The following is a 20,066-nucleotide window of genomic DNA, read 5'->3' on the forward strand; positions in this document are numbered from 1 at the left end:
GACCTCACCAGGGAATCGGTTTCCCGTCCCGGAAGAACCCCCCGGTCGGCCCGTTGTCGGGCAGCGTGGCCGCCCACACGATACCGGCGGCTCCTTCGGCGACGGGACGCCCGCCGTGGCCGCCCATGTCGGTGGCGACCCAGCCGGGGCAGATCGCGTTGACGAGGATGCGCTGCCGGCGCAACTCACCGGCCAGCAGGCAGGTCAGGGCGTTGAGCGCGGCCTTGGAGACGCTGTAGGCAGGGGTGCCGCCGCTCATCGACTGCAGCGAACCGCCCTCGCTGCTGACCATGACCACCCGCGGATGCGGGCTGCGCCGCAGCAGCGGAAGCAGCGCCTGAGTGACCCGCCAGGCACCGAACAGGTTGGTGTCCAAGGCCCGTTGGACCTCGCCGAGATCCGCCGACCGGGCCTGCGCCCAGGTGTCGTACAGGATCGCCGCGTTGTTGACGACCACGTCCACGCGCCCCAGGTTCCCGCTCACCCACTCCGCCATGGCGGTCACGCTCTCCGCGTCGGAGACATCGAGCCGCACCGCGCTCACCCGCTCGCCGCCCGGATCGATGCGCGCGGCGGCGGAACGCCCCTTGGCGAGGTCGCGCGAGCCGAGCACCACGTGGTGCCCGCGGCCGGCGAGCTGCCGTACGACCTCGAATCCGATACCGCGGTTGGCGCCGGTCACGACGGCGACCGGCGGCGCGCCCGCATGTTCAGAGCCCATCAGCGACACTCCCTCTGTACGGTGAACCAGCCTCGCACAGCCGTTCAACGATCGCCCCGACGGTCGCCGCCCGCACCGGCACTGTCGGAGAAAGGGGCCCGGCATGCCGGTCCGTACCGAACGCCAGGGACACGTCACCACGGTCGTCCTGTCCCGCCCCGAGGTCCGCAACGCGGTGGACGGGCCGACGGCCGTCGAACTCGTCGCCGCCTTCCGGGAGTTCGAGGCGGACGACGAGGCGCGGGTGGCGGTGCTGTGGGGCGAGGGCGGCACGTTCTGCGCGGGCGCCGACCTCAAGGCGCTCGGCACCGACCGCGGCAACCGGGTCGCGGAGGACGGCGACGGCCCGATGGGGCCGACGCGGCTTCGGCTGTCCAAGCCGGTGATCGCCGCCGTCGCGGGGCACGCCGTGGCCGGCGGCCTCGAGCTGGCCCTCTGGTGCGATCTGCGGGTCGCCGAGGAGGACGCCGTCTTCGGCGTGTTCTGCCGCCGCTGGGGCGTTCCGCTGATCGACGGCGGCACGGTACGGCTGCCCCGGCTGATCGGGCAGAGCCGCGCACTGGACATGATCCTCACCGGGCGGGCGGTACCGGCACGGGAGGCCTACGAGATGGGCCTCGCCAACCGGCTGGTCCCCACCGGAACGGCCCGCACCGAGGCGGAGACACTGGCCGCGGAGATCGCCCGCTTCCCGCAGGCCTGTCTGCGGGGCGACCGGGCTTCGGTGCTGGAGCAGGACGGGCTGGACGAGCCGACGGCCATGCGGGGCGAACTCCGGTACGGGATGGGCGTGCTGGCGGAGGGCTTGGAGGGGGCGGCGCGGTTCGCGGCGGGGGCCGGGCGGGGCGGGTCGTTCACCGACGTGTGACGGAGCCCTTGAGCGCCCCGCCCTTGGTGCAGGGCGGCGTCCGAAACCGCACCGTCCCGTCGGCCGTCAGTGCGAACTCCTGTGCGGAATAGGGCAGGATGAGCGGTTGCACATCCCGAACTTGGAGGTAGCCGGTGAACCGAGCGCTCACCGTGGACGACCTGGTCATCGCCTCAGTCGCGCTGGCGGCGGGCCTGTTGGCCGCGTTCCTGCTGCGCATCCTGCTGCGCTGGCTGGGCAAGCACGCCGACCGCACCCGCTGGAGCGGCGACGACGTCATCGTCGACGCGCTGCGCACGGTGGTGCCCTGGGCGGCGATCGTGGGTGGCGCGGCCTCCGCGGGAGCGGCGCTGCCGCTGACCCGGACGGTCCAGAACCACGTCAACCAGGTGCTGACGGTGGTGCTCATCTTCGTCGTCACGGTGACGGCGGCCCGGGTGATCGCCGGTCTGGTGCGGGCGGTCACCACGTCACGGTCCGGGGTCGCGGGCTCGGCCACGATCTTCGTGAACATCACCCGGGTGCTGGTCCTGGCGATCGGCTTCCTGGTGGTGCTGCAGACGCTGGGCATCTCGATCGCCCCGATGCTGACCGCCCTGGGCGTGGGCGGTCTGGCCGTCGCGCTGGCGTTGCAGGACACCCTCGCCAACCTCTTCGCGGGCATCCACATTCTCGCCTCGAAGACCGTGCAGCCCGGCGACTACATCCGGCTGAGCAGCGGCGAGGAGGGCTACGTCGAGGACATCAACTGGCGTCAGACGACCGTGCGCGCGCTCTCCAACAACCTGGTCGTCATCCCCAACGGGGAGCTGGCGAAGGCGAACATGACCAACTTCATGCGCCCCGAGCAGAAGTTGACGATCCTCGTCCAGGTCGGTGTCGCCTACGACAGCGACCTGGAGCATGTCGAGCGCGTGACCATGGACGTCATCGCCGAGGTGATGACCGGGGTCGACGGAGCGGTCCCGGACCACGAGCCGGCGATCCGCTTCCACACCTTCGGCGACTCCCGGATCGGCTTCACCGTCATCCTGGGCGTGGGCGAGTTCAGCGACCAGTTCCGGATCAAGCACGAGTTCATCAAGGCGCTGCACAAGCGCTACCGCGAGGAGGGCATCCGCATCCCGGCGCCCGCGCGGACGGTGGCGCTGCAGCAGGGTTCGGTCAGCATCCCGCAGCAGCGCGGCCCGCAGGGGACGGTCGTCGAGGCGGGCGACGTGTCCGCCGCCCGCCTCGACTGAGACCCTGAAGGGGCAACAGCGTCAGAGCGTCGCGGAGTTCTCGTGGTAATGCCCGCCCCGGCGGCTGTGCGGGGAGGCGAGCGCCGAGCTCACCGGCTTGACCGTCCAGTCCGGGTGGCCGGGCATCCGCGGCGTCTTCGTACCGTAGAGCCAGTCCCTGAGAAAGCCGGACTGGTCCTGGCCGGAGATCTCCGAGGCGACGGCGATGTAGTCGTCCGTCGTCGCCGAGGAGTTGCGATACCGATCCAGGAAGCACCGCTCGATGGCGTGGAAGACGTCCTCGCCGACGACCTGGCGCAGTGCGTACAGGACGAGGACGCCACCGGTGTAGCGCTGGCTGTCGAAGAGGTTGACCGCGTTCGGGGCCGCGACCGGGCCCGAGTCGTGGCGCCACTGGTCGCCGACGCCGTAGGTGTACTTCATGCGGTCCTCGAACGTGCTGTAGCCGAGCGAGTCGGTCCAGCCGCGCTCGTAGCGGTACAGCAGTCCGTAGTAGTCCGCGTGGCCCTCGTTGAGCCACAGGTCGGCCCAGTTGGCGGGGCTGACGAGGTTGCCGAACCAGGAGTGGACCAGCTCGTGCATCATGTGCGAGCCGATCTTCTTCTCCTCCTGGAGCAGGAAGTTCGGCTTGTACAGGGTGAGGGTCTGGGTCTCCAGACCGGTGAAGTCGAAGGCGTTCGGGTTGTCGGAGTTGCAGGGCAGCAGCCCGTACGTCTCGAAGGGGAACGCCCCGAGCCGCTGTTCCAGCCAGTCGACCAGCCCGGGGGTGAGCGCCAGCGCCGGTTCCAGGGCGGCGGCCCGCGCGGTGGGCACCACGTCCCGCAGCGGCAGCCCGTGCGGGCCCTGCCGGTCCTTGACGACGTAGTCGCCGACCGTGATCTGCACCAGTTCGGTGGCCATCGGCTCGCGGGAGCGGTACGAGTACGCCGTGCGGCCGTCGGCGAGGGTCTCCGTGCCGGTGAGCAGGCCGTTCGCGACGCCTCGCAGCCCGGCCGGGACGGTGACGCGGAAGGTGAAGTCCGCCTTGTCCGACGGGTGGTCGTTGCAGGGGAAGACGGTGTGCGCCGAGTTCGGCTGCGGGCAGATCGCGAAGCCGTCCGGGGTGACGACCCAGGCGGTGTGCGCGAGGGTGCGGCTCGGGTCCGCGCCGTACTCGATGCACACCGTCGTCCGGGCCCCCTCGGGCAGCGGTCGGGCGGGCGTGATCCGGAGCTTCTCGTCCGCCTGCTCGAAGGCGGCGGTGCGGCCGCCGACGCGGACGGAGCGTATGTCCAGGCCGAGGGCGTCCAGGGAGAAGCGGGTGAGCGCCTGGGTGGCGGTGATCCTCAGGGTGGCGGTGGCGTCGACCAGCTTGGTCGCCGGGTCGTAGGAGAGGTCGAGGTGGTAGGTCCGGACGCGGTAGCCGTCGTTGCCGAGGGCCGGGAAGACGGAGTCGCCGAGGGTCTCGGGGCCAGGGGTGCCGTCGTCCTTCGGTCCGGCCCCGGCTCTCGGTGCGGCGGACGCCGTACCCCCCACGGTCAGTGCCGCGGCCGTGCCGATCAGGGCGGCCGCGGGGGCCGTCACTCTGCTGCGATATCTCATGGTCAGCTTTCGCTCTGGCGGCCGGGTGGTCAGCTCCGGCCGTCGAAGAACAGATGCACGATCTCCTTCCAGGACCCAAGATCGGCCGCTTTGGTTGCACGGCGGGAGCACGGATCGGGTTCCGGAGTGTGGGACGTCCGGCCGGACCCCTGTCGAGCCGACCTCGATCAGGAGATATCTTGATGTCGAGCAATGTTGCAGACGTGGAGCGGAGCACCCGGTGACTGACTCGACCATCTTCTATACGCACACTGACGAGGCCCCGGCCCTGGCGACGTATTCCTTCCTGCCGGTGGTCCAGGCGTACGCCTCGCAGGCGGGTGTCGCTGTGGAGACCCGTGACATCTCGCTGGCCGGGCGCATCATCGCCCTGTTCCCGGAGTACCTGACCGAGGACCAGCGGATCCCGGACGCCCTCCACGAGCTGGGCGAGCTGGCCAAGACGCCCGAGGCCAACATCATCAAGCTGCCGAACATCTCGGCGTCGATCCCGCAGCTGAAGGCCGCGATCGCCGAGCTGCAGGGCCAGGGCTACGCGCTGCCGAACTACCCGGACGACCCCAAGACCGACGAGGAGCGGGAGATCCAGGCCCGCTACGACAAGGTCAAGGGCTCCGCCGTGAACCCGGTGCTGCGTGAGGGCAACTCCGACCGCCGCGCCCCCGCCTCGGTCAAGAACTACGCCAAGACCCACCCGCACCGCATGGGCGCCTGGACCCCGGAGTCCAAGACCAACGTCGCGACCATGGGCGAGAACGACTTCCGCTCCACCGAGAAGTCCACGGTGATCTCCGAGGCCGGCTCCCTGAGGATCGAGCTGCTCGGCGAGGACGGCACCACCACGGTGCTGCGCGAGTCCGTACCGGTGCTCGCGGGCGAGGTCGTCGACGCCTCCGTGATGCGCGCCGCCGCGCTCAACGAGTTCCTGGCCGCGCAGGTCGCCCGCGCCAAGGCCGAGGGCGTGCTGTTCTCCGTGCACCTCAAGGCCACGATGATGAAGGTCTCCGACCCGATCGTCTTCGGTCATGTGGTGCGCGCCTTCTTCCCGAAGACCTTCGCGAAGTACGGCGAGACCCTCGCCGCGGCCGGCCTGTCCCCGAACGACGGTCTGGGCGGCATCTACAAGGGCCTGGAGAGCCTCCCGGAGGGCGCCGAGATCAAGGCGTCCTTCGACGCCGAGCTCGCCGAGGGCCCGGCCCTCGCGATGGTCGACTCCGACAAGGGCATCACCAACCTGCACGTGCCGTCCGACGTGATCGTCGACGCCTCGATGCCGGCCATGATCCGCACCTCCGGCCACATGTGGGGCCCGGACGGCCAGGAGGCCGACACCCTCGCGGTGCTGCCGGACTCCTCCTACTCCGGCGTCTACCAGGCCGTCATCGACGACTGCCGGGCCAACGGCGCCTACGACCCCGCCACCATGGGCTCGGTGCCGAACGTCGGCCTGATGGCGCAGAAGGCCGAGGAGTACGGCTCCCACGACAAGACCTTCGAGATCAAGAAGGCCGGCACGGTCCGTCTGGTCGACCAGGCCGGCAATGTCGTCCTGGAGCAGCCGGTCGCGGTCGGCGACATCTTCCGCGCCTGCCAGACCAAGGACGCGCCGATCCGCGACTGGGTGAAGCTGGCCGTCACCCGCGCCCGCGCCACCGGCGACCCGGCGGTGTTCTGGCTGGACGAGACCCGCGCCCACGACGCCGTGATCATCGAGAAGGTCAAGCAGTACCTGCCGGAGCACGACACCGAGGGCCTGGACATCAGGATCCTGTCCCCGGTGGAGGCCACCAAGCTGTCGGTGGAGCGCATCCGCCGCGGCGAGAACACCATCTCGGTGACCGGCAACGTGCTGCGTGACTACCTCACCGACCTCTTCCCCATCCTGGAGCTGGGCACCAGCGCCAAGATGCTGTCGGTCGTCCCGCTGATGGCGGGCGGCGGCCTGTTCGAGACGGGCGCCGGCGGCTCCGCGCCGAAGCACGTCCAGCAGCTGGTCAAGGAGAACTACCTGCGCTGGGACTCGCTGGGCGAGTTCTTCGCGCTGGTCCCGTCCCTGGAGCAGTACGCCACGGCCACCGGCAACACCCGCGCCAAGGTCCTGGCCGACACCCTCGACCGCGCCACGGCGACCTTCCTCAACGAGGACAAGTCCCCGACCCGTCGCGTCGGCGGCATCGACAACCGCGGCAGCCACTTCTACCTGTCCCTGTACTGGGCGCAGGAGCTGGCCGCGCAGACCGAGGACGCGGACCTGGCGAAGGCCTTCGCCCCGCTCGCCGAGACGCTCACCGCCAACGAGCAGAAGATCGTCGACGAGCTGCTCGCCGTCCAGGGCAAGCCGGCCGACATCGGCGGCTACTACCAGCCCGACCCGGCCAAGGCCGCCGCGGTCATGCGCCCCTCGGCCACCTGGAACGCGGCGCTGGCGTCCCTGAGCTGACGCACCCGGCCCTGAGGGCCCGTTCCTGACTCCGCCCCGGTCGGCACACTGCCCGGCCGGGGCGGAGCCGTGTCACGAACGGCGTACCACGGCAGGTGACCGCTGTCCCGGCTCGGTGTACTGAGCAGGGGGAACCGGACAGAGGAGGCAAGTCATATGGCTGTTGTGATGTCCTTGACCTGGCCAGGGGTCTCACCCCAGCAGTACGACACCGTGCGGCAACTGGTCGACTGGGAGCAGGACCAACCGGACGGCGCCGTCCTGCACGTGGCGTGGTTCGAGGGGGACGCCCTGCATGTCACCGACGTGTGGAACGCCCAGTCCGACTTCGAGCGGTTCTTCGCCGGCCGGCTGGCTCCCGCCGTAAAGGAGGCCGGCATCACCGGCGAGCCGGAGTCCACGTTCTCACCGCTGCACCGGCGTTTCGTGGCGTCGGGGGTCACCGGCGGCGGCTGACCTTGTTCAGCCGGGCAGTACGAGCTCCAGCTCCAGCCACCGGGCGAGGTCGTCGATCTCCCGCCCGATCTCCGCCGTCATGGCCGGGGTGAACGGGACGTCCTCGTGGACGGCGCCGACCCGCAGCACTCCGGCCCTGCGGTCCGCGGTGGCGTCCAGCTTCCCGACCAGCCGGTCGCCGTACAGGATCGGCAGCGCGAAGTACCCCCAGCGGCGCTTGGCGGCAGGCTTGTACATCTCCAGCTGGTACTCGTACTCGAACAGCTCGGTGGTGCGTCTGCGGTCGTGGACGAGGCGGTCGAAGGGTGACAGCAGGGCCGCCCGCCCCTCGAAGGGCAGCCCCAACTGCTCGGGGTCCACCCGCCACTTGCCCCGCACCCCCTGCACGACCGCGGGCTCACCCGCCTCGCCCACGTCCGCCGGCTCCACCTGGCACTCCGGACCGCGGGCGCGGGCGATGCCCAGGGCGCGCAGCCGCCGCTCGTCGCGGATACGCAGCGCCTCCTCCACCGGGACGGGTGGGAGGTCGGGGTAGACCCGGTCGGCCAGATCCCACAGCCGCTCCCCGCCGCTGCGTCCGGCGACGGCGACCTCACCGCGCTGCACCATCAGCTCCAGCAGCTTGGTGACATTGCGGTTGTCGGTCCAGCCGCTCGATTTCCACGGCTTGGCGCAGCTGTCCGGGAGGGCGCGGGAGGGCAGTGGCCCTTCGGCGCCGAGCCGGTCGAGGATGTCCCGGCGGCAGGCGTCGTTGGCCGCCACCCACGACCGGTGGTACTCACGCCACGACGAGGGCGTGCCCCGCTCGGGCCATTCGGCCATCTCCGCGCGGTACAGCGCGAGATCCTCGGCGGGCCGGAGCATCGCCTGCAGCTCCAGCAGTGTGCGTTCCTCCCGTGCCGCTCTCAACTGTCCTGGTGCATACGGCGATCCGAGCCGACTCCACGCCACCAGGTCGGCGTTGGGCGCGACGGCGGCGGTCGGGTCGATCTGCAGCAGGGTCAGCCCACGCACCACCTCGAGCAGCCCGTCCGGCCGTACGGCGTCCAGGAGTTGGGCACGTACGGCGATGCGGCGTGCTTCGGTGCGCGAGAGCTCATGGACGGTCATGATCCGACAGTAGGCGACGGCACCGACAACGGCCCGTGGCCGCGTCACCCCGCCGACGGCTCACACCCGGTGGTGCGGTGGAGATCGTCTACTCCTGCCGGGGCCGCCGCAGCCCGCTTCCCGGCACACCCGCGAGTCGGCGCTGGGCCGCCCGCGTCCGGCAGGATGCAGATCATCGACCGACGTCACCGACACACCCCGGGAGCCGCCCCATGCCCGCTGCCGCACCGTCCTTCGCGTTCCTGCCGGGCGCGGCCGACTCCCCGGTGATCCTCCATGTGCCGCACTCGGCGCGGGAGATTCCGGCCGAGGTGCGGGCGGGCATCCTCTTGGACGGGCCCGGGCTGGAGCGGGAGTTGGACCACATCACCGACGCGCACACCGCGGAGCTCGCCGCGGCGGCGGCCGAGCTGGCAGGAGTCGCTCCCTGGCGGTTCGTGAACCGGCTGTCCCGGCTGGTGGTCGATCCGGAGCGGTTCCCCGACGAGCGGGAGGAGATGCTCGCCGTCGGGATGGGCGCCGTGTACACGCGGACCACGCACCGGGAGGCGCTGCGGGCCGCGGACACCGACCCCGCGCCGCTGATCGAGCGGTACTTCCGGCCGTACGCGCAGGCCACGACCGAGGCGGTCGCCGACCGGCTGGCCGCCACCGGGCGGGCCGTGATCGTCGACGTCCACTCCTACCCGACCGCGCCGCTGCCCTACGAGCTGCACGGCGTGGGACCGCGGCCGCCCGTCTGTCTGGGCACCGATTCCTTCCACACGCCGCCGGAGCTGGCCACAGCGGCACGGGAGGCGTTCGCGGCGTGCGGGGAGACGGGGCTGGACAGCCCGTTCAGCGGGGCGTACGTGCCCTTGGAGTTCTATGGGAAGGACCCGCGGGTGAGCGCCCTGATGGTGGAGATCCGCCGGGACACGTACATGAGCGAGCCGGGCGGGCCCGCCGGATCGGGGCTGACCCTGCTGGCGCAGGCGCTGGCCGCGCTCGTGGACGCCGTGACCGGCTGAGGCGCGGGCCCGCGCCCTCCGGCTGGAGCACTCCCGCGCGACAGGCGCCCGGCCCGAGGCGAGGGTGGAGGGCATGACTGAGGAGACCACCACGCTGACCGAGCAGCTCCCGCCCCCGGTGCGGGAGTGGCCCGCGCACGACCTGGCCGGGACGGACTTCGACCCGGTGCTCGCGGACCTCATGCGCGAGGGCCCGCTCACCCGCATCCGGCTGCCGCACGGCGAGGGCTGGGCGTGGCTGGCCACCCGCTACGACGACGTCAAGCTGATCACCAACGATCCGCGGTTCAGCCGCACGGAGGTCACCCACCGTCAGGTGACCCGGCTCGCCCCGAACTTCGCGCCCCGGCCGGGCTCGCTCGCCTGGGCCGACCAGCCCGAGCACAACCGGCTGCGCAAGCCGGTCGCCGGCGCCTTCACCGTGGCCGCGATGAAGCGGCTGCGGCCCCGCGCTCAGCAGATCCTCGACGGGCTGCTCGACGGGGTCGTACGCGACGGGCCGCCGGTCGATCTCGTCGAGCGGGTTCTCGAGCCCTTCCCGATCACCGTGGTCAGCGAGGTGATGGGGGTGCCCGCCGAGGACCGGGAACAGGTGCATACCTGGACCCGGCAGATCATCTCCACCTCCGGCGGGTCCGAGGCCGCCGACCGCGCCAAGAACGGCATGTACGGCTGGATCACCGACACCATCCGGGCCCGGGCCCACAGCACGGACGAGGACGTGTACGCGCTGCTCGGCGCCGCCGTCGGCCGCGGCGAGATCAGCGAGGAGGAGGCCGTGGGCCTCGCCGGGCCGCTGCAGATCGGCGGCGAGGCGGTCACCCACAACTGCGGGCAGATGCTGTTCCTGCTCCTCACCCGGCCGGAGCTGATGCAGCGCATGCGGGAGCCGCAGGCACGCGGGCCTGTGCTGGACGAGCTGCTGCGCTACATCCCGCACCGCACCTCGGTCGGTCTGGCCCGCATCGCCCTGGAGGACGTCGAACTGCACGGCCACCTGATCCGCGCCGGCGACCCGGTGTACGTCTCCTACCTGGCCGCCAACCGAGACCCGGACGTCTTCCCCGACCCGGACCGGATCGACCCCGACCGCGATCCCAACCCTCATGTGGCGTTCGGCAACGGCGCGCACTACTGCACCGGCGCCGTCCTCGCCCGTCTGCAGACCGAACTGCTCGTCGACACGCTGCTGGAACGGCTGCCGGGCCTGCGGCTCGCGGTCCCCGCCGACCAGGTCGTCTGGCGCCGCAAGACGATGATCCGCGGGCCGCAGACCCTGCCCGTCACCTGGTGAGGACAGGGCCCCGCGTCAGGCCGTCACCCAGTCCGTGACGAGCACGCCCTCGCCGGTCCGCAGCCGCAGCGCGAACGGGCCGGCAGGGGGTTCGCCGTAGGTGAAGCGGCCCATGTCGTCGGTGGTCAGCGGCGATCCGGCCTGCGGGCCGCTGAGCACCTCGATGCCGGCCGTCTGCGGCGGCAGCACCTGCCCCATCAGCCCCTGTGCGGTCAGTTCTACGTCGACGGTCACCCCGCCCGCGTGGAAGGTGAGCATCCGCGGCACGTCCGTCGCTCCCCTGACGGGGATGGCGTCCACCACCGAGTCGAAGGTCAGCTCGGCGATGCGGGCGTCGAGGTCGTGCAGCGCGAAGGCCTCGACGGCGATCTGCCGCAGCTGGGCCGGCACCGGGTCCAGGATGGCCGCGGCCCTGCGGAGTTCCTCCTCCACCAGGTCGTACGCCACCTCGTCGATGCCATTGAGGTCGTCCAGGTCGTTGATGTCGTCTTCGTGATCGGCGTTGCCGTTGCCGTTGTTCATGTCGGTCACACCGCTCCCCGTGCTTCCAGTCGTGCCCGCAGGCGCCGCAGACAGCGCTGGCGGAGCGGCCCGATGCTGCCCACGGCGATGCCCAGCGCCGCGGACACCTCCTGGTAGCTGGGCGGCGGCGAGGCCATCAGGACGCGCAGCAACTGCCTGCAGCGATCGCCGAGTTCCTCGAACTCCTGCCACAGGTGCCGGATGCGCTCGGTCTCGGCGGCCGCCTCCTCCAGGTCGAGGAACGACTGCTCGGGCGTACGGTCCTCACTGACCCGGTCGAGCAGCTGCGGATCGTCCGTCGGCGTCAGCCGCCTTAAGCTCTTGAGGACCTTCAGGGACTCGTGGCGCGCGGTACTGGCCAGCCACGACCCGGCCTTGTCGGGTTCGCGGATGCGCCCCAGGTGCTGGGCGAAACGGAACCACACCGTCTGGTACACCTCGTGCGCGTCGGCGTCCGAGAGCCGGTGCGCGCGCACGACGGACCACACCAGTGGGCTCAGCCCCTCCACGAGCGCCTTCCAGGCCGCCGCGTCGCCGTCGACGGCGGACTGGACCAACGCGCCGACATGTGCTCGGTCCACGGCCCCACCCCTCGTGTACGGCAAGTCATCGTACGCCGTGGAGGGGACCGTTCCGGACCTCATGCGGGAGGTGCCAGCTGCGTGACGGGCGTGGGGCGCCACGTCGGCGGGCGCAGCGCCGGCACATGCGCCCCGCGCACCTCCGCGTACGCCCCGGTCTCCGCGAGGAGCTTCTTGCGGGCGGCGCGCGCATCACCCAGCTTGTTGGCACTCATGTAGGCGACCACCATGCCCGCGGCGACCGGGGCGGCGAACGAGGTGCCGCTCCAGTGGGCGTAGCCCTCGAACATCACCTGGTCCGCCTTGCCGGCGGTGGGGGTGCCCGCGGTGCTCAGCACGCCGGTGTGCCGCGGGTACTGGCAGGTGCACGCGTACGTGAAGTGGTACCGGCACTCTTCGTAGGTGGAGTGCTGATAGACGTAGGGCACGGGTGCGTCGAATCCGGTCAGCGGGCTGGTCAGCCGCTCTCCGGGGGCGTAGGCCTTCACCCAGGAGCCGTAGTTGGAGAAACAGGCGCCGAACTCGCCGTCGCTGCGCAGCGCTCCGACCGACAGCACGGCGTCCTCGTAGTCGGGCAGGTCGGCGTAGGCGGCGGGCCAGAACTTCGACGCGCTGGAGTTGTTGCCGGCGGCAGCGACCAGCAGGGTGCGCTGCCCGCGCAGTTCCTGCATGAAGCTCTGCACGCCGAGCAGGCCGTCGTCGCGGCCGTTGGAGGTGCCGGCGGAGAGGCTGATGACGTCCGGCCAGCCGTGCTCGTCGACGGCGTCGAAGAGCCGCTGCCCGAACTGGTCCTCCAGGATCGCCCCGGCGTCGTTGAGGGTGTTGCGCACGGTGATGTCCGTGTTGGGTGCGACGGCCGCGAGGAGGCCCGCGATGAACGTGCCGTGGCCGACGTACTGCAGGAGGTTGCCCTGTGCGTCGGTCTCGGTGCCGTGCAGGTCGCCCTGGACGTGGGCGAGCAGCGGCACCAGGCCGTAGTCGTGGGTGAGGCCGTTGTCGATGACCAGCACGCCGACGGCGGTGTCCGCGTCGTAACCGGCCTCGGCCGCTGCCGGGTTGGTGCCCTGGGTGAGCGGGGCGGGCACGGGCTCGTCGCCGGGACAGGAGTTGACCGCGATCGACACCACGTGGTTGCGGCTGACCAGGCGGCGCTCGGCGCGTGCCTCGTGCTCGCGCATGGCCCGCAGGGCGTGCGCGACCGCGCGGTCGCCGCGCCGGTCGCCGTGGCCGGGGTCGCCGACCTGGATACGGGTGATGCCCGAGCGGTTGGTCTCCGGGCTGACCCGCTGCACATGGTCGGCGGTCAGTCCGGTCGCCTCGGTGAAGTGGCCGCGCACGGTGTCCTCGACGAGCCGCGCCTCCTCACCGTCGCGGGCCAGGACCACGCCCTTCTCGTAGATGAACTCCGCCGCGTCGTCGGGCCCCAGCGCCAGGGCGACGTCGGGCATGGAACGCTGGATCTGGTCGAACTGCTCGTGGAATCGCTGAGGTGCCATGGCGTGTCCTCCCCCTTGAGGCGACAGTCGTCAATCAGAGTCGCCGAGCCGTCTATTGATACAGCGCCAAACCGGTGTGGGGCGCAACCACGGGCCACTACCATCCTTTGAGTGACAGCGGGAAGCGACTCGGTTCTCGAACTGCTGCCGATGGTGTTCGCCGACCCGGGCGAGGCTCTGGCGCGGGCACAGGCCGTGCTGGACGGCGATCCGACGCCGTGGCGCGCCTCCGTCGCGCACCAGGTGATCGGCATCTGGCAGCGGGACTGGGGCGACATGCGGATCGCGCTGCACCATCTGCGCCGCGCCCGCGATCTGGCCGCGCGCGCCCAGGCACCCGACCGGGAGGGCGACATCCTGGCCACCCTCGGCGTGGCGCTGGTGCACTCCGGCCGCACCCGGCAGGGCCTGGAGGCGCTGGAGCGGGGTGTCTCGGTCAGCACCGGTCACACCCGCGCGCGGGTCCTGTACCGGCGGGCCTACGCCTCCTGGGTGCTGGGCCGGCACCGCGAGTCCCTGGAGGACGTACGCCGGGCGATTCCGGTGCTGCGGCAGGCGGACGACGTCATCTGGACGGCGCGGGCGCTGACCCTGCGGGCCACGGTGCATCTGGCGCTCGGCGCGGTGGACCGGGCGGAGGCGGACTTCACCGCCGCGCACGCGCAGTGGGACACCACCGGCCAGGAGCACGACAAGGCGGACGTGGTGGAGAGCCGGGGGCTGGCCGCGTTCCGTTCCGGCGACATCCCCCTCGCGCTGCGGCTGCTGGACGAGGCCGAGGAGCGCTACGCCAAGCTGGGCACACCGTCGTTCATGCTCTACATCCGGCGCTGCGAGGTGCTGATGGCCGCCGGGCTCGCCCGCGAGGCGCTCGCCGAGGCGGACACCGCCATAGGGGCGCTCGACGGCATCGGCGGGCAGTCCACCCGCAAGGCCGAGCTGCTGCTGGTCGCGGCCCGTGCGGCCCGTCTCGCGGGCGATCCGCACACCGCGATCGCGCGCGCGGCGCTGGCAGTACGGCTGTTCGCCGGGCAGCGGCGCAGCTGGTGGGAGACGCATGCCCGGCTGGTGCTGATCGAGGCGCGGGTGGCCGCCGGGCGCCGCTCGGGACGCCTGGTCGCGGATGCGGCGGCGGTGGCCGAACGGCTCGCCTCCTTCGGCGCGCCGGCCGCCCCGGAGGCCTCGCTGCTCGCGGGCCGGATCGCCCTTTCGTTGGGCTGGACGGCGGACGCGGAGCGGCATCTGGCCGTCGCCGCCCGCAGCCGGCACAGCGGGCCGCCGCTGGCGCGGATGACCGGCTGGGCAGCGCAGGCGCTGCGCGCGCGGGCCGCCGGTTCCGGCCGGGGTGTCCTGGAGGCGTGCCGGCGCGGTCTCGACGTGCTCGACGACCACCGGATGACGCTGGGCGCCTCCGAGCTGCGGGCCCGCGCGACCGAACAGGGCGCGGAGCTGGCCGCGTTGGCCCAGCGGGCCAGCCTCGACTCGGGCAGTCCGCGTCGGCTGCTGACGTGGAGCGAACGCTGGCGGGCCACCGTCCTGTCCACCCCGCCCACCCGACCGCCCGCCGACCCGGCCCTGCTCGGCAACCTGACCGCGTTCCGGGAGATCGCCGCCCGCGCGGAGGAGGCCCGCAGCGACGGCCGCCCGATCCCCGCCCTGGAGCGTGAACAGCGGCGGCTGGAGCGGGAGATCCGCTCCCGGACCCTGCACATGCGCGGCGACGCGCCCGGCACCGAGGACCGCTTCGAGCCCGGGCGGCTGCTCGAACGGCTGGGCGAGGTGCGGCTGGTGGAGCTCGCCGTGCTCGACGGACGGGTCCAGGTGCTGCTGTGCGGGCAGGGGCGGGTACGGCGGTTCGAGGCGGCACGGCTCGCCGACGCCGAGGCCGAGGCCGAGCATGTGCAGGCGGGGCTGCGCCGACTGGCCCATCCGGGCGCGGAGGCACGGCTTCCGCTGGTCGAGGCGATGGGCCGCCGCCTGGAGGACCTGCTGCTCGGCCCGGCCGTCGCACATCTGGGCAGCGGTCCGGTCGTGGTCGTACCGCCCAGCCGGCTGCACCGCGTGCCGTGGGCGCTGCTGCCGTCGCTGCGGGAGCGGGTGCTGAGCGTGTCGCCGTCGGCGAGCAGCTGGCTGCGCGCCCACGAGACCGAGCCGCCGCCCGGCGGCCGCCATGTCCTGGTGCGCGGACCGGGGCTCGCCACCGGTGGCGCGGAAGTACCCGAACTCGCCGACCGCTACGGCAGACCGACCCTCCTGGAACACGACGACGCGCGCGTGCCGCGCGTCCTGGAGGAGCTCGACGGCGCCGCGCTGGCCCATATCGCCGCGCACGGCACCTTCCGCGCCGACAGTCCCCTGTTCTCCGCTCTGCGGATGGCCGACGGCCCGCTCATCGTGCACGACTTCGAACGCCTGGACCGCAGCCCGTACCGGATCATCCTGTCCAGCTGCGACACCGCCCGCCTCGCCTCGGTCGGTGCGGACGAACTCCTCGGCCTGGTCACCGCCCTGCTGCCGCTCGGCACGGCGGGCGTGCTGGCCAGCAGCGCACCGGTCAACGACCACGCCGTGGTGCCCCTGATGCTCGCCCTGCACAAGGGCCTGAGCGCGGGCCTGTCCCTGGCCGAGTCCCTGCGCGACGCACGCGCCTCACTGCCGGGGGATGCACTGCACCAGGCGACGGGGTGGGCGTTCACGGCGTTCGGGGCGGCCTGAACCGGCAGCGCGCGAGGGCGAGTTCTGTACTCGGCAGCCCAGGACGACAATCACGGAACGATCACTCTCCTTACACATCCTTCACATGCCGCCTTGTAGGGCACTACGGTCACTCCTCCAGAAACACCCAGGGGGGACGAGATGACCAACCCGTACACGGCACCCATACCGCCGGCTCCACGCCCGCCGGACATCCGTCCGCTGCGCAAGCGCAAGCGCGTCTGGCTCGGCGGCGCGGGCCTCCTCTTCGCGGGCGCGCTCATCGCCTCCCCCGCGAACGACGGCAAGCAGCCCGTCGAGGCCAAGGTCAAGCCCGCGACGACGATCACGGCGACCGTGACGGCCACACCCGAGCCCGGTCCGACGGTCACCGAAACCGTCAAGGCCAAGGCCAAGCCCGGCCCCACGGTCACCGTCACCAGAACCGCCGCCGCCCAAGCCGCCGGCACCGGCAGCAACACCAGCAGCAACAGCGGCAGCAGCGGCGTGGCCACCTGTTCGATCAAATCCAACTCCGGCAACTGCTACTCGGCGGGACAGTTCTGCCGCAACAGCGACCATGGGGCCGTCACCACCACCGCGGGCGGCACGCCGATCAAGTGCACGTACAGCTCGAACGCGTGGCGCTGGAAGTACGCCTGACGGGACACGCCCGGTCTGCACGGCAGCGGTCGGCGGCCTGACCCCTCCCCCGAATACTGGGGGTCAGACCGCCGGTTCATGGGCGCGGCTCAGGCGGGCTGCGCGTTCGGCAGTTCCACGAGGCACGGCAGGGCGCCTCGGTCGCTGGCGCCGAGGCGGGCGTAGGCGCTGTAGAGGTGGTTGCCCACGGTGCGGATGGACAGCGTCAGTTGTTCCGCGATCTGGCGGTTGCTCAGGCCCGCCGCCGCCAGGGTGACGATCTGCCGCTGGCGGGCGGTCAGTTCGCCCAGGACCAGCCCTGAGAGGGCGGGGGTGCGGGCGCCCTGGCAGCGGCGGGCCAGGGCGACGGCACGCGTGCGTGAGGTGCGTGCGGCGCGCGGGTCGCGGTGCGCGCGTACGGCCTGCGCGTGCGCCTCGGCCGCGAACAGCAGGAACCCGCGCTCCTCCAGCGCCTCCGCGGCCCGGTCCAGCGCCGGACCGTCCCCACGGGCCAGCGCCTCGGCATGCTGGGCGAACACGCCGTCGGCCGGGAGGCGTTCGGCGACCTTCTCGGGGGCTCCGAGGCGTACGGCGTCGTAGAGGGCGAACGCCCTGTCGGAGCCGGCGGCCATACGGTCACTGCCGTCGCCGTACCTCTGCACCATGCCGTCGGTGGACTCGCCGATCGCCGCGAGCGCCCCGTCCATGTCCCCGCGGGCCGCGAGCAGCCAGGCGGACGGCTCCTCCAGGTCCGGGCAGCCCGCCATGGCCTCCTGGGCGGTCGCCGCGTCCCCCGACTGTGCGGCGGCCAGGGCGAGTTCGGTGCGGCAGGACGCGTCCCCCGAGGCGTCCCGCAGCCCCTCCCGCGCCCAGGCCGCCGCCTCCCGCAGCTCCCCCCGAAGCCGCGAGAACCTCGCCCGCAAGACCGCGTACCAGGCGGGAACCGGTGCGCCCTCCTGTGCGAGCCACTCCCCCACGGGCGTCGGCAGCGGCCGTACGTCCGCCTGCTCGATCCGGCGGGTCAGCGCGGCGGACTCGGCGGCGAGGGCCGCGGCGCACTGGGCCGGGGTACGGGCCAGCCGCCGCGCCCGGAGCCTGCCGGCCGCGGCGCGCAGCACCGGGCCGTGCAGGGGGTGGGCGAGGCGGACCGTGCCCTGGTCGCCCGGGTCTCCCTGGTCGTCGATGCGGATCAGGCCGTCGGCCTCGAGGTTTTCCAGGATCCGCAGATCGAGGTCGTCCATGTGCAGGGGCAGGGGCTCTGCGAAGGCGAGGCGTTCGAGCGTCTGCCGCTCGTCGGGGCCGGGGCGTTCGAGGAGCTCGGCGGTGCGCCGGCGGACGGTCGCCGTCACCGGTACCGGGCCCCGCCACGCCCATTCCTCCGTGTCCGGGAGCAGGCGGGTCAGCAGACCGTGCTCGCGCACCGCGTCCACCAGTTCGCGCAGCAGCCTCAGATCCCCCTGGCACAGGTGGTGGAGGCGGTTGAGAGTGAGCGGCTCCAGGCTGCCGCCGATGCCCGCCGCGAGGAGCTGTTCGGTCTCCTCGCGGGGCAGCGGCTCCAGAGCGAGGCGCGGCAGCAGCTCGCCGGTCCACAGCCGGGAGATCGCGCCGGGGTACGGGCCGCCGTCGGCGGCGACGACGATCAGGCGGGTGCGGCCGTGCACGGCCAGCTGGTGGACGAGGGCGGCCGAGGCGTCGTCGAGCAGGTGCGCGTCGTCGACCACCAGCAGCCGTACGCCGGAAAGGAGTTGGACCGCCCGGTGCAGGGAGACCGCCTCGGGCAGCAGGTGGGCGAACGCGGCGAAGGGGATGTGCCGGGTCTCGGGTGTGCCGGCGGCCCGGGTGCGGTCGCTGCCCCGCACGGCCTCGGTGACCAGCCGGGTCTTGCCGCAGCCGGCCGGGCCGGTCACCACGATGCCGTGCCGGCCCGCGGTCAGGGAGCGGCGGATCAGCTCGAGCTCGTCCTCACGTCCGGTGAACTGCCAGGGCAGTTCAAGGGCCTTCGCGTCGCGTTCGAAAGTCGTCACGGGAGTATGAGCGCGAGTACTCAACCCTGATACAGGGTGACTTGAGTAGCCCTCGACTCAGGCGCCTGTGACCCCGCCCACGGCAACCTGTGCGCATGACCGGACGCTACTGCTCCCTCGCGCAGCAGTCGGCCCCCGCTTTCACACCGGGGCTGACCGCCGAGCGGCTCAGTGCGCTCATCGGCGGACGGTCGATGTGGGTCAACGGCACCGTGCTGCACTACTGGTTCTTCGACGGCGACACCGACGGGTCGGTCATTCCCGTACCGGGAACCGGGCAGTCCCGCCGGGTGTCGTGGGTCGGCGCCAAGGAGCAGCGGGACGTGGTGCGCGAGTGCTTCCGGGAGTGGCAGGGCCTCGGCATCGGCGTGTCCTTCGTCGAGGTCGGCGACCGCTCGGAGGCCGAGCTGCGCATCGGGTTCCAGCTCGGTGACGGTTCCTGGTCGATGGTGGGCAAGGACTGTCTGCAGGCCGGGCAGAACGAACGGACCATGAACTTCGGCTGGGACCTGACCGCGCCCGGGGAGCGCGCGACGGCCCTGCACGAGATCGGGCACGCGCTCGGCATGCTGCACGAGCACCAGAGCCCGTTCGCCGGCATCCACTGGGACGACGAGGCCGTCTACGCCGAGCTGGCGGGCCCGCCGAACTTCTGGAGCCGGGACAGGACGTACTTCAACATCCTGCGCAAGCTCGACGCGGACGAGGTCAACGGCTCCGTCTGGGACCCGCAGTCGATCATGGAGTATCCGTTCGAGGACGGGCTGATCCTGGAGCCGGAGCAGTTCCGCGGGGGCCTGCACCCGCCCGGCACGCTCTCACCGGCCGACAAGGAGTTCGTGCTGCGCTGGTACCCGCCGGCCGACGTTCCGAGGCCGCCGATGCTGGTGCCCTTCCGCTCCGCGCCGCTGAGCCTCGGCCCCGGCGAGCAGGCCGACTTCACCGTCGACCCGCCCGAGACCCGCGAGTACACCATCGGCACCTTCGGCGCGAGCGACTGCGTCGTCGTGGTCTTCGAGGAGCGGGACGGGGAACCCCGCTACCTCGCCGGCCGGGACGACGGCGGAGCACCGCACAACGCCACCATCAAGGCCCGGCTCGTCAAGGGCCGCCGCTACTTCGTCCGAGTACGCCTGTACTCCGCGTGGGGACCGGGGGAAACAGCGGTCATGTGCTGGTGACAGCACAGATCCGCACCCACGCGGTCAGCCGGCCGACAGTCCGGCGCCGGGGGAGCGGTCGGGGAACGGTACCTTCGGGGGAGGGAACCGTTCCCCGACCCATGTCGTCCCGTCCGTGGCGCACGTCCTGCGGGGTCGCGCATCGGCGCCCTGTCTCGTCCACGCTCCCGTAGTAGCTTCACGGGGTAGGTACCTCACGGGTGGG

Annotated in this window: 16 protein-coding genes; 9 read left to right on the top strand and 7 right to left on the bottom strand. The window is 72.1% G+C overall.

Going from position 1 to position 20,066, the window contains the following annotated elements:
- Positions 1 to 4: 4 nt before the first annotated feature.
- Positions 5 to 721, bottom strand: coding sequence for an SDR family oxidoreductase (locus tag ABT254_RS07915; protein WP_351465158.1), 717 nt, complete (start codon positions 719 to 721; stop codon positions 5 to 7).
- A gap of 103 nt (positions 722 to 824) precedes the next feature.
- On the opposite strand from ABT254_RS07915, the gene ABT254_RS07920 reads away from it, so the two are divergent.
- Together ABT254_RS07920 and ABT254_RS07925 are read left to right on the top strand one after the other, a co-directional pair.
- Positions 825 to 1,589: a crotonase/enoyl-CoA hydratase family protein gene (locus ABT254_RS07920; RefSeq protein WP_351465161.1), complete on the top strand. Its 765-nt coding sequence runs from the start codon at positions 825 to 827 to the stop codon at positions 1,587 to 1,589.
- A gap of 134 nt (positions 1,590 to 1,723) precedes the next feature.
- Positions 1,724 to 2,830, top strand: a complete 1,107-nt coding sequence (locus ABT254_RS07925) for a mechanosensitive ion channel family protein (protein ID WP_351465164.1) — start codon at positions 1,724 to 1,726, stop codon at positions 2,828 to 2,830.
- A 21-nt stretch (positions 2,831 to 2,851) separates the two neighbouring features.
- On the opposite strand, the gene ABT254_RS07930 is transcribed toward ABT254_RS07925, so the two are convergent.
- Entirely contained in the window at positions 2,852 to 4,411 is a 1,560-nt protein-coding gene (locus ABT254_RS07930) for a M1 family metallopeptidase (protein ID WP_351465167.1), read from the bottom strand.
- 220 nt (positions 4,412 to 4,631) lie between these two features.
- Here ABT254_RS07930 and ABT254_RS07935 point away from each other — a divergent pair, with 220 nt between their 5' ends.
- Positions 4,632 to 6,851: an NADP-dependent isocitrate dehydrogenase gene (locus tag ABT254_RS07935; protein WP_351465170.1), complete on the top strand. Its 2,220-nt coding sequence runs from the start codon at positions 4,632 to 4,634 to the stop codon at positions 6,849 to 6,851.
- Between the two features lie 156 nt (positions 6,852 to 7,007).
- The gene (locus ABT254_RS07940; protein WP_351465173.1) at positions 7,008 to 7,307 is read left to right on the top strand and encodes a hypothetical protein; all 300 of its coding nucleotides are present in this window, start codon (positions 7,008 to 7,010) and stop codon (positions 7,305 to 7,307) included.
- Positions 7,308 to 7,313: 6 nt separating this feature from the next.
- Here ABT254_RS07940 and ABT254_RS07945 read toward each other — a convergent pair whose 3' ends face one another.
- Positions 7,314 to 8,417, bottom strand: a complete 1,104-nt coding sequence (locus ABT254_RS07945; protein WP_351465176.1) for a DNA glycosylase AlkZ-like family protein — start codon at positions 8,415 to 8,417, stop codon at positions 7,314 to 7,316.
- A 212-nt stretch (positions 8,418 to 8,629) separates the two neighbouring features.
- On the opposite strand from ABT254_RS07945, the gene ABT254_RS07950 reads away from it, so the two are divergent.
- Both ABT254_RS07950 and ABT254_RS07955 read left to right on the top strand, forming a co-directional pair.
- Positions 8,630 to 9,427 (top strand): N-formylglutamate amidohydrolase, encoded by a 798-nt coding sequence (locus ABT254_RS07950; RefSeq protein ID WP_351465179.1) that lies wholly within the window; start codon positions 8,630 to 8,632, stop codon positions 9,425 to 9,427.
- A 73-nt stretch (positions 9,428 to 9,500) separates the two neighbouring features.
- Positions 9,501 to 10,721 carry a cytochrome P450 gene (locus ABT254_RS07955; protein ID WP_351465182.1) on the top strand — a complete coding sequence of 407 codons (1,221 nt, stop codon included), beginning with the start codon at positions 9,501 to 9,503 and terminating at the stop codon, positions 10,719 to 10,721.
- A gap of 15 nt (positions 10,722 to 10,736) precedes the next feature.
- Here ABT254_RS07955 and ABT254_RS07960 read toward each other — a convergent pair whose 3' ends face one another.
- The 3 genes from ABT254_RS07960 to ABT254_RS07970 are packed head-to-tail and all read right to left on the bottom strand — an operon-like array spanning position 10,737 to position 13,320.
- Complete coding sequence (locus ABT254_RS07960; RefSeq protein ID WP_351465596.1) at positions 10,737 to 11,243, bottom strand: hypothetical protein; 507 nt, start codon at positions 11,241 to 11,243, stop codon at positions 10,737 to 10,739.
- Positions 11,244 to 11,248: 5 nt separating this feature from the next.
- Entirely contained in the window at positions 11,249 to 11,824 is a 576-nt protein-coding gene (locus ABT254_RS07965) for an RNA polymerase sigma factor (protein WP_351465185.1), read from the bottom strand.
- Positions 11,825 to 11,883: 59 nt separating this feature from the next.
- The gene (locus tag ABT254_RS07970) at positions 11,884 to 13,320 is read right to left on the bottom strand and encodes a S8/S53 family peptidase (protein ID WP_351465188.1); all 1,437 of its coding nucleotides are present in this window, start codon (positions 13,318 to 13,320) and stop codon (positions 11,884 to 11,886) included.
- Positions 13,321 to 13,470: 150 nt separating this feature from the next.
- On the opposite strand from ABT254_RS07970, the gene ABT254_RS07975 reads away from it, so the two are divergent.
- Positions 13,471 to 16,035 carry a CHAT domain-containing protein gene (locus ABT254_RS07975; protein WP_351465599.1) on the top strand — a complete coding sequence of 855 codons (2,565 nt, stop codon included), beginning with the start codon at positions 13,471 to 13,473 and terminating at the stop codon, positions 16,033 to 16,035.
- A gap of 141 nt (positions 16,036 to 16,176) precedes the next feature.
- Positions 16,177 to 16,677: a hypothetical protein gene (locus ABT254_RS07980; protein WP_351465191.1), complete on the top strand. Its 501-nt coding sequence runs from the start codon at positions 16,177 to 16,179 to the stop codon at positions 16,675 to 16,677.
- A gap of 89 nt (positions 16,678 to 16,766) precedes the next feature.
- Here ABT254_RS07980 and ABT254_RS07985 read toward each other — a convergent pair whose 3' ends face one another.
- On the bottom strand, positions 16,767 to 18,680 hold the full coding sequence (locus ABT254_RS07985) for a LuxR family transcriptional regulator AbsR2 (RefSeq protein ID WP_351465194.1): 1,914 nt from the start codon (positions 18,678 to 18,680) through the stop codon (positions 16,767 to 16,769).
- 95 nt (positions 18,681 to 18,775) lie between these two features.
- Here ABT254_RS07985 and absR1 point away from each other — a divergent pair, with 95 nt between their 5' ends.
- The gene (absR1, locus tag ABT254_RS07990; protein WP_351465197.1) at positions 18,776 to 19,861 is read left to right on the top strand and encodes a beta-glucuronidase AbsR1; all 1,086 of its coding nucleotides are present in this window, start codon (positions 18,776 to 18,778) and stop codon (positions 19,859 to 19,861) included.
- Positions 19,862 to 20,066 lie beyond the last annotated feature (205 nt).

The organism is Streptomyces sp. NPDC001137 (genome assembly GCF_040298885.1).
Taxonomy (GTDB): domain Bacteria; phylum Actinomycetota; class Actinomycetes; order Streptomycetales; family Streptomycetaceae; genus Streptomyces.

Bases quoted from the DNA above. Each gene is read 5' to 3' on its own strand.
- ABT254_RS07950 (WP_351465179.1), top strand. From the start codon at position 8,630: ATGCCCGCTGCCGCACCGTCCTTCGCGTTCCTGCCGGGCGCGGCCGAC.
- ABT254_RS07930 (WP_351465167.1), bottom strand. From the start codon at position 4,411: ATGAGATATCGCAGCAGAGTGACGGCCCCCGCGGCCGCCCTGATCGGC.
- ABT254_RS07980 (WP_351465191.1), top strand. From the start codon at position 16,177: ATGACCAACCCGTACACGGCACCCATACCGCCGGCTCCACGCCCGCCG.
- ABT254_RS07940 (WP_351465173.1), top strand. From the start codon at position 7,008: ATGGCTGTTGTGATGTCCTTGACCTGGCCAGGGGTCTCACCCCAGCAG.
- ABT254_RS07955 (WP_351465182.1), top strand. From the start codon at position 9,501: ATGACTGAGGAGACCACCACGCTGACCGAGCAGCTCCCGCCCCCGGTG.
- ABT254_RS07920 (WP_351465161.1), top strand. From the start codon at position 825: ATGCCGGTCCGTACCGAACGCCAGGGACACGTCACCACGGTCGTCCTG.
- ABT254_RS07960 (WP_351465596.1), bottom strand. From the start codon at position 11,243: ATGAACAACGGCAACGGCAACGCCGATCACGAAGACGACATCAACGAC.
- ABT254_RS07970 (WP_351465188.1), bottom strand. From the start codon at position 13,320: ATGGCACCTCAGCGATTCCACGAGCAGTTCGACCAGATCCAGCGTTCC.
- ABT254_RS07915 (WP_351465158.1), bottom strand. From the start codon at position 721: ATGGGCTCTGAACATGCGGGCGCGCCGCCGGTCGCCGTCGTGACCGGC.
- ABT254_RS07975 (WP_351465599.1), top strand. From the start codon at position 13,471: ATGGTGTTCGCCGACCCGGGCGAGGCTCTGGCGCGGGCACAGGCCGTG.
- absR1 (WP_351465197.1), top strand. From the start codon at position 18,776: ATGACCGGACGCTACTGCTCCCTCGCGCAGCAGTCGGCCCCCGCTTTC.
- ABT254_RS07945 (WP_351465176.1), bottom strand. From the start codon at position 8,417: ATGACCGTCCATGAGCTCTCGCGCACCGAAGCACGCCGCATCGCCGTA.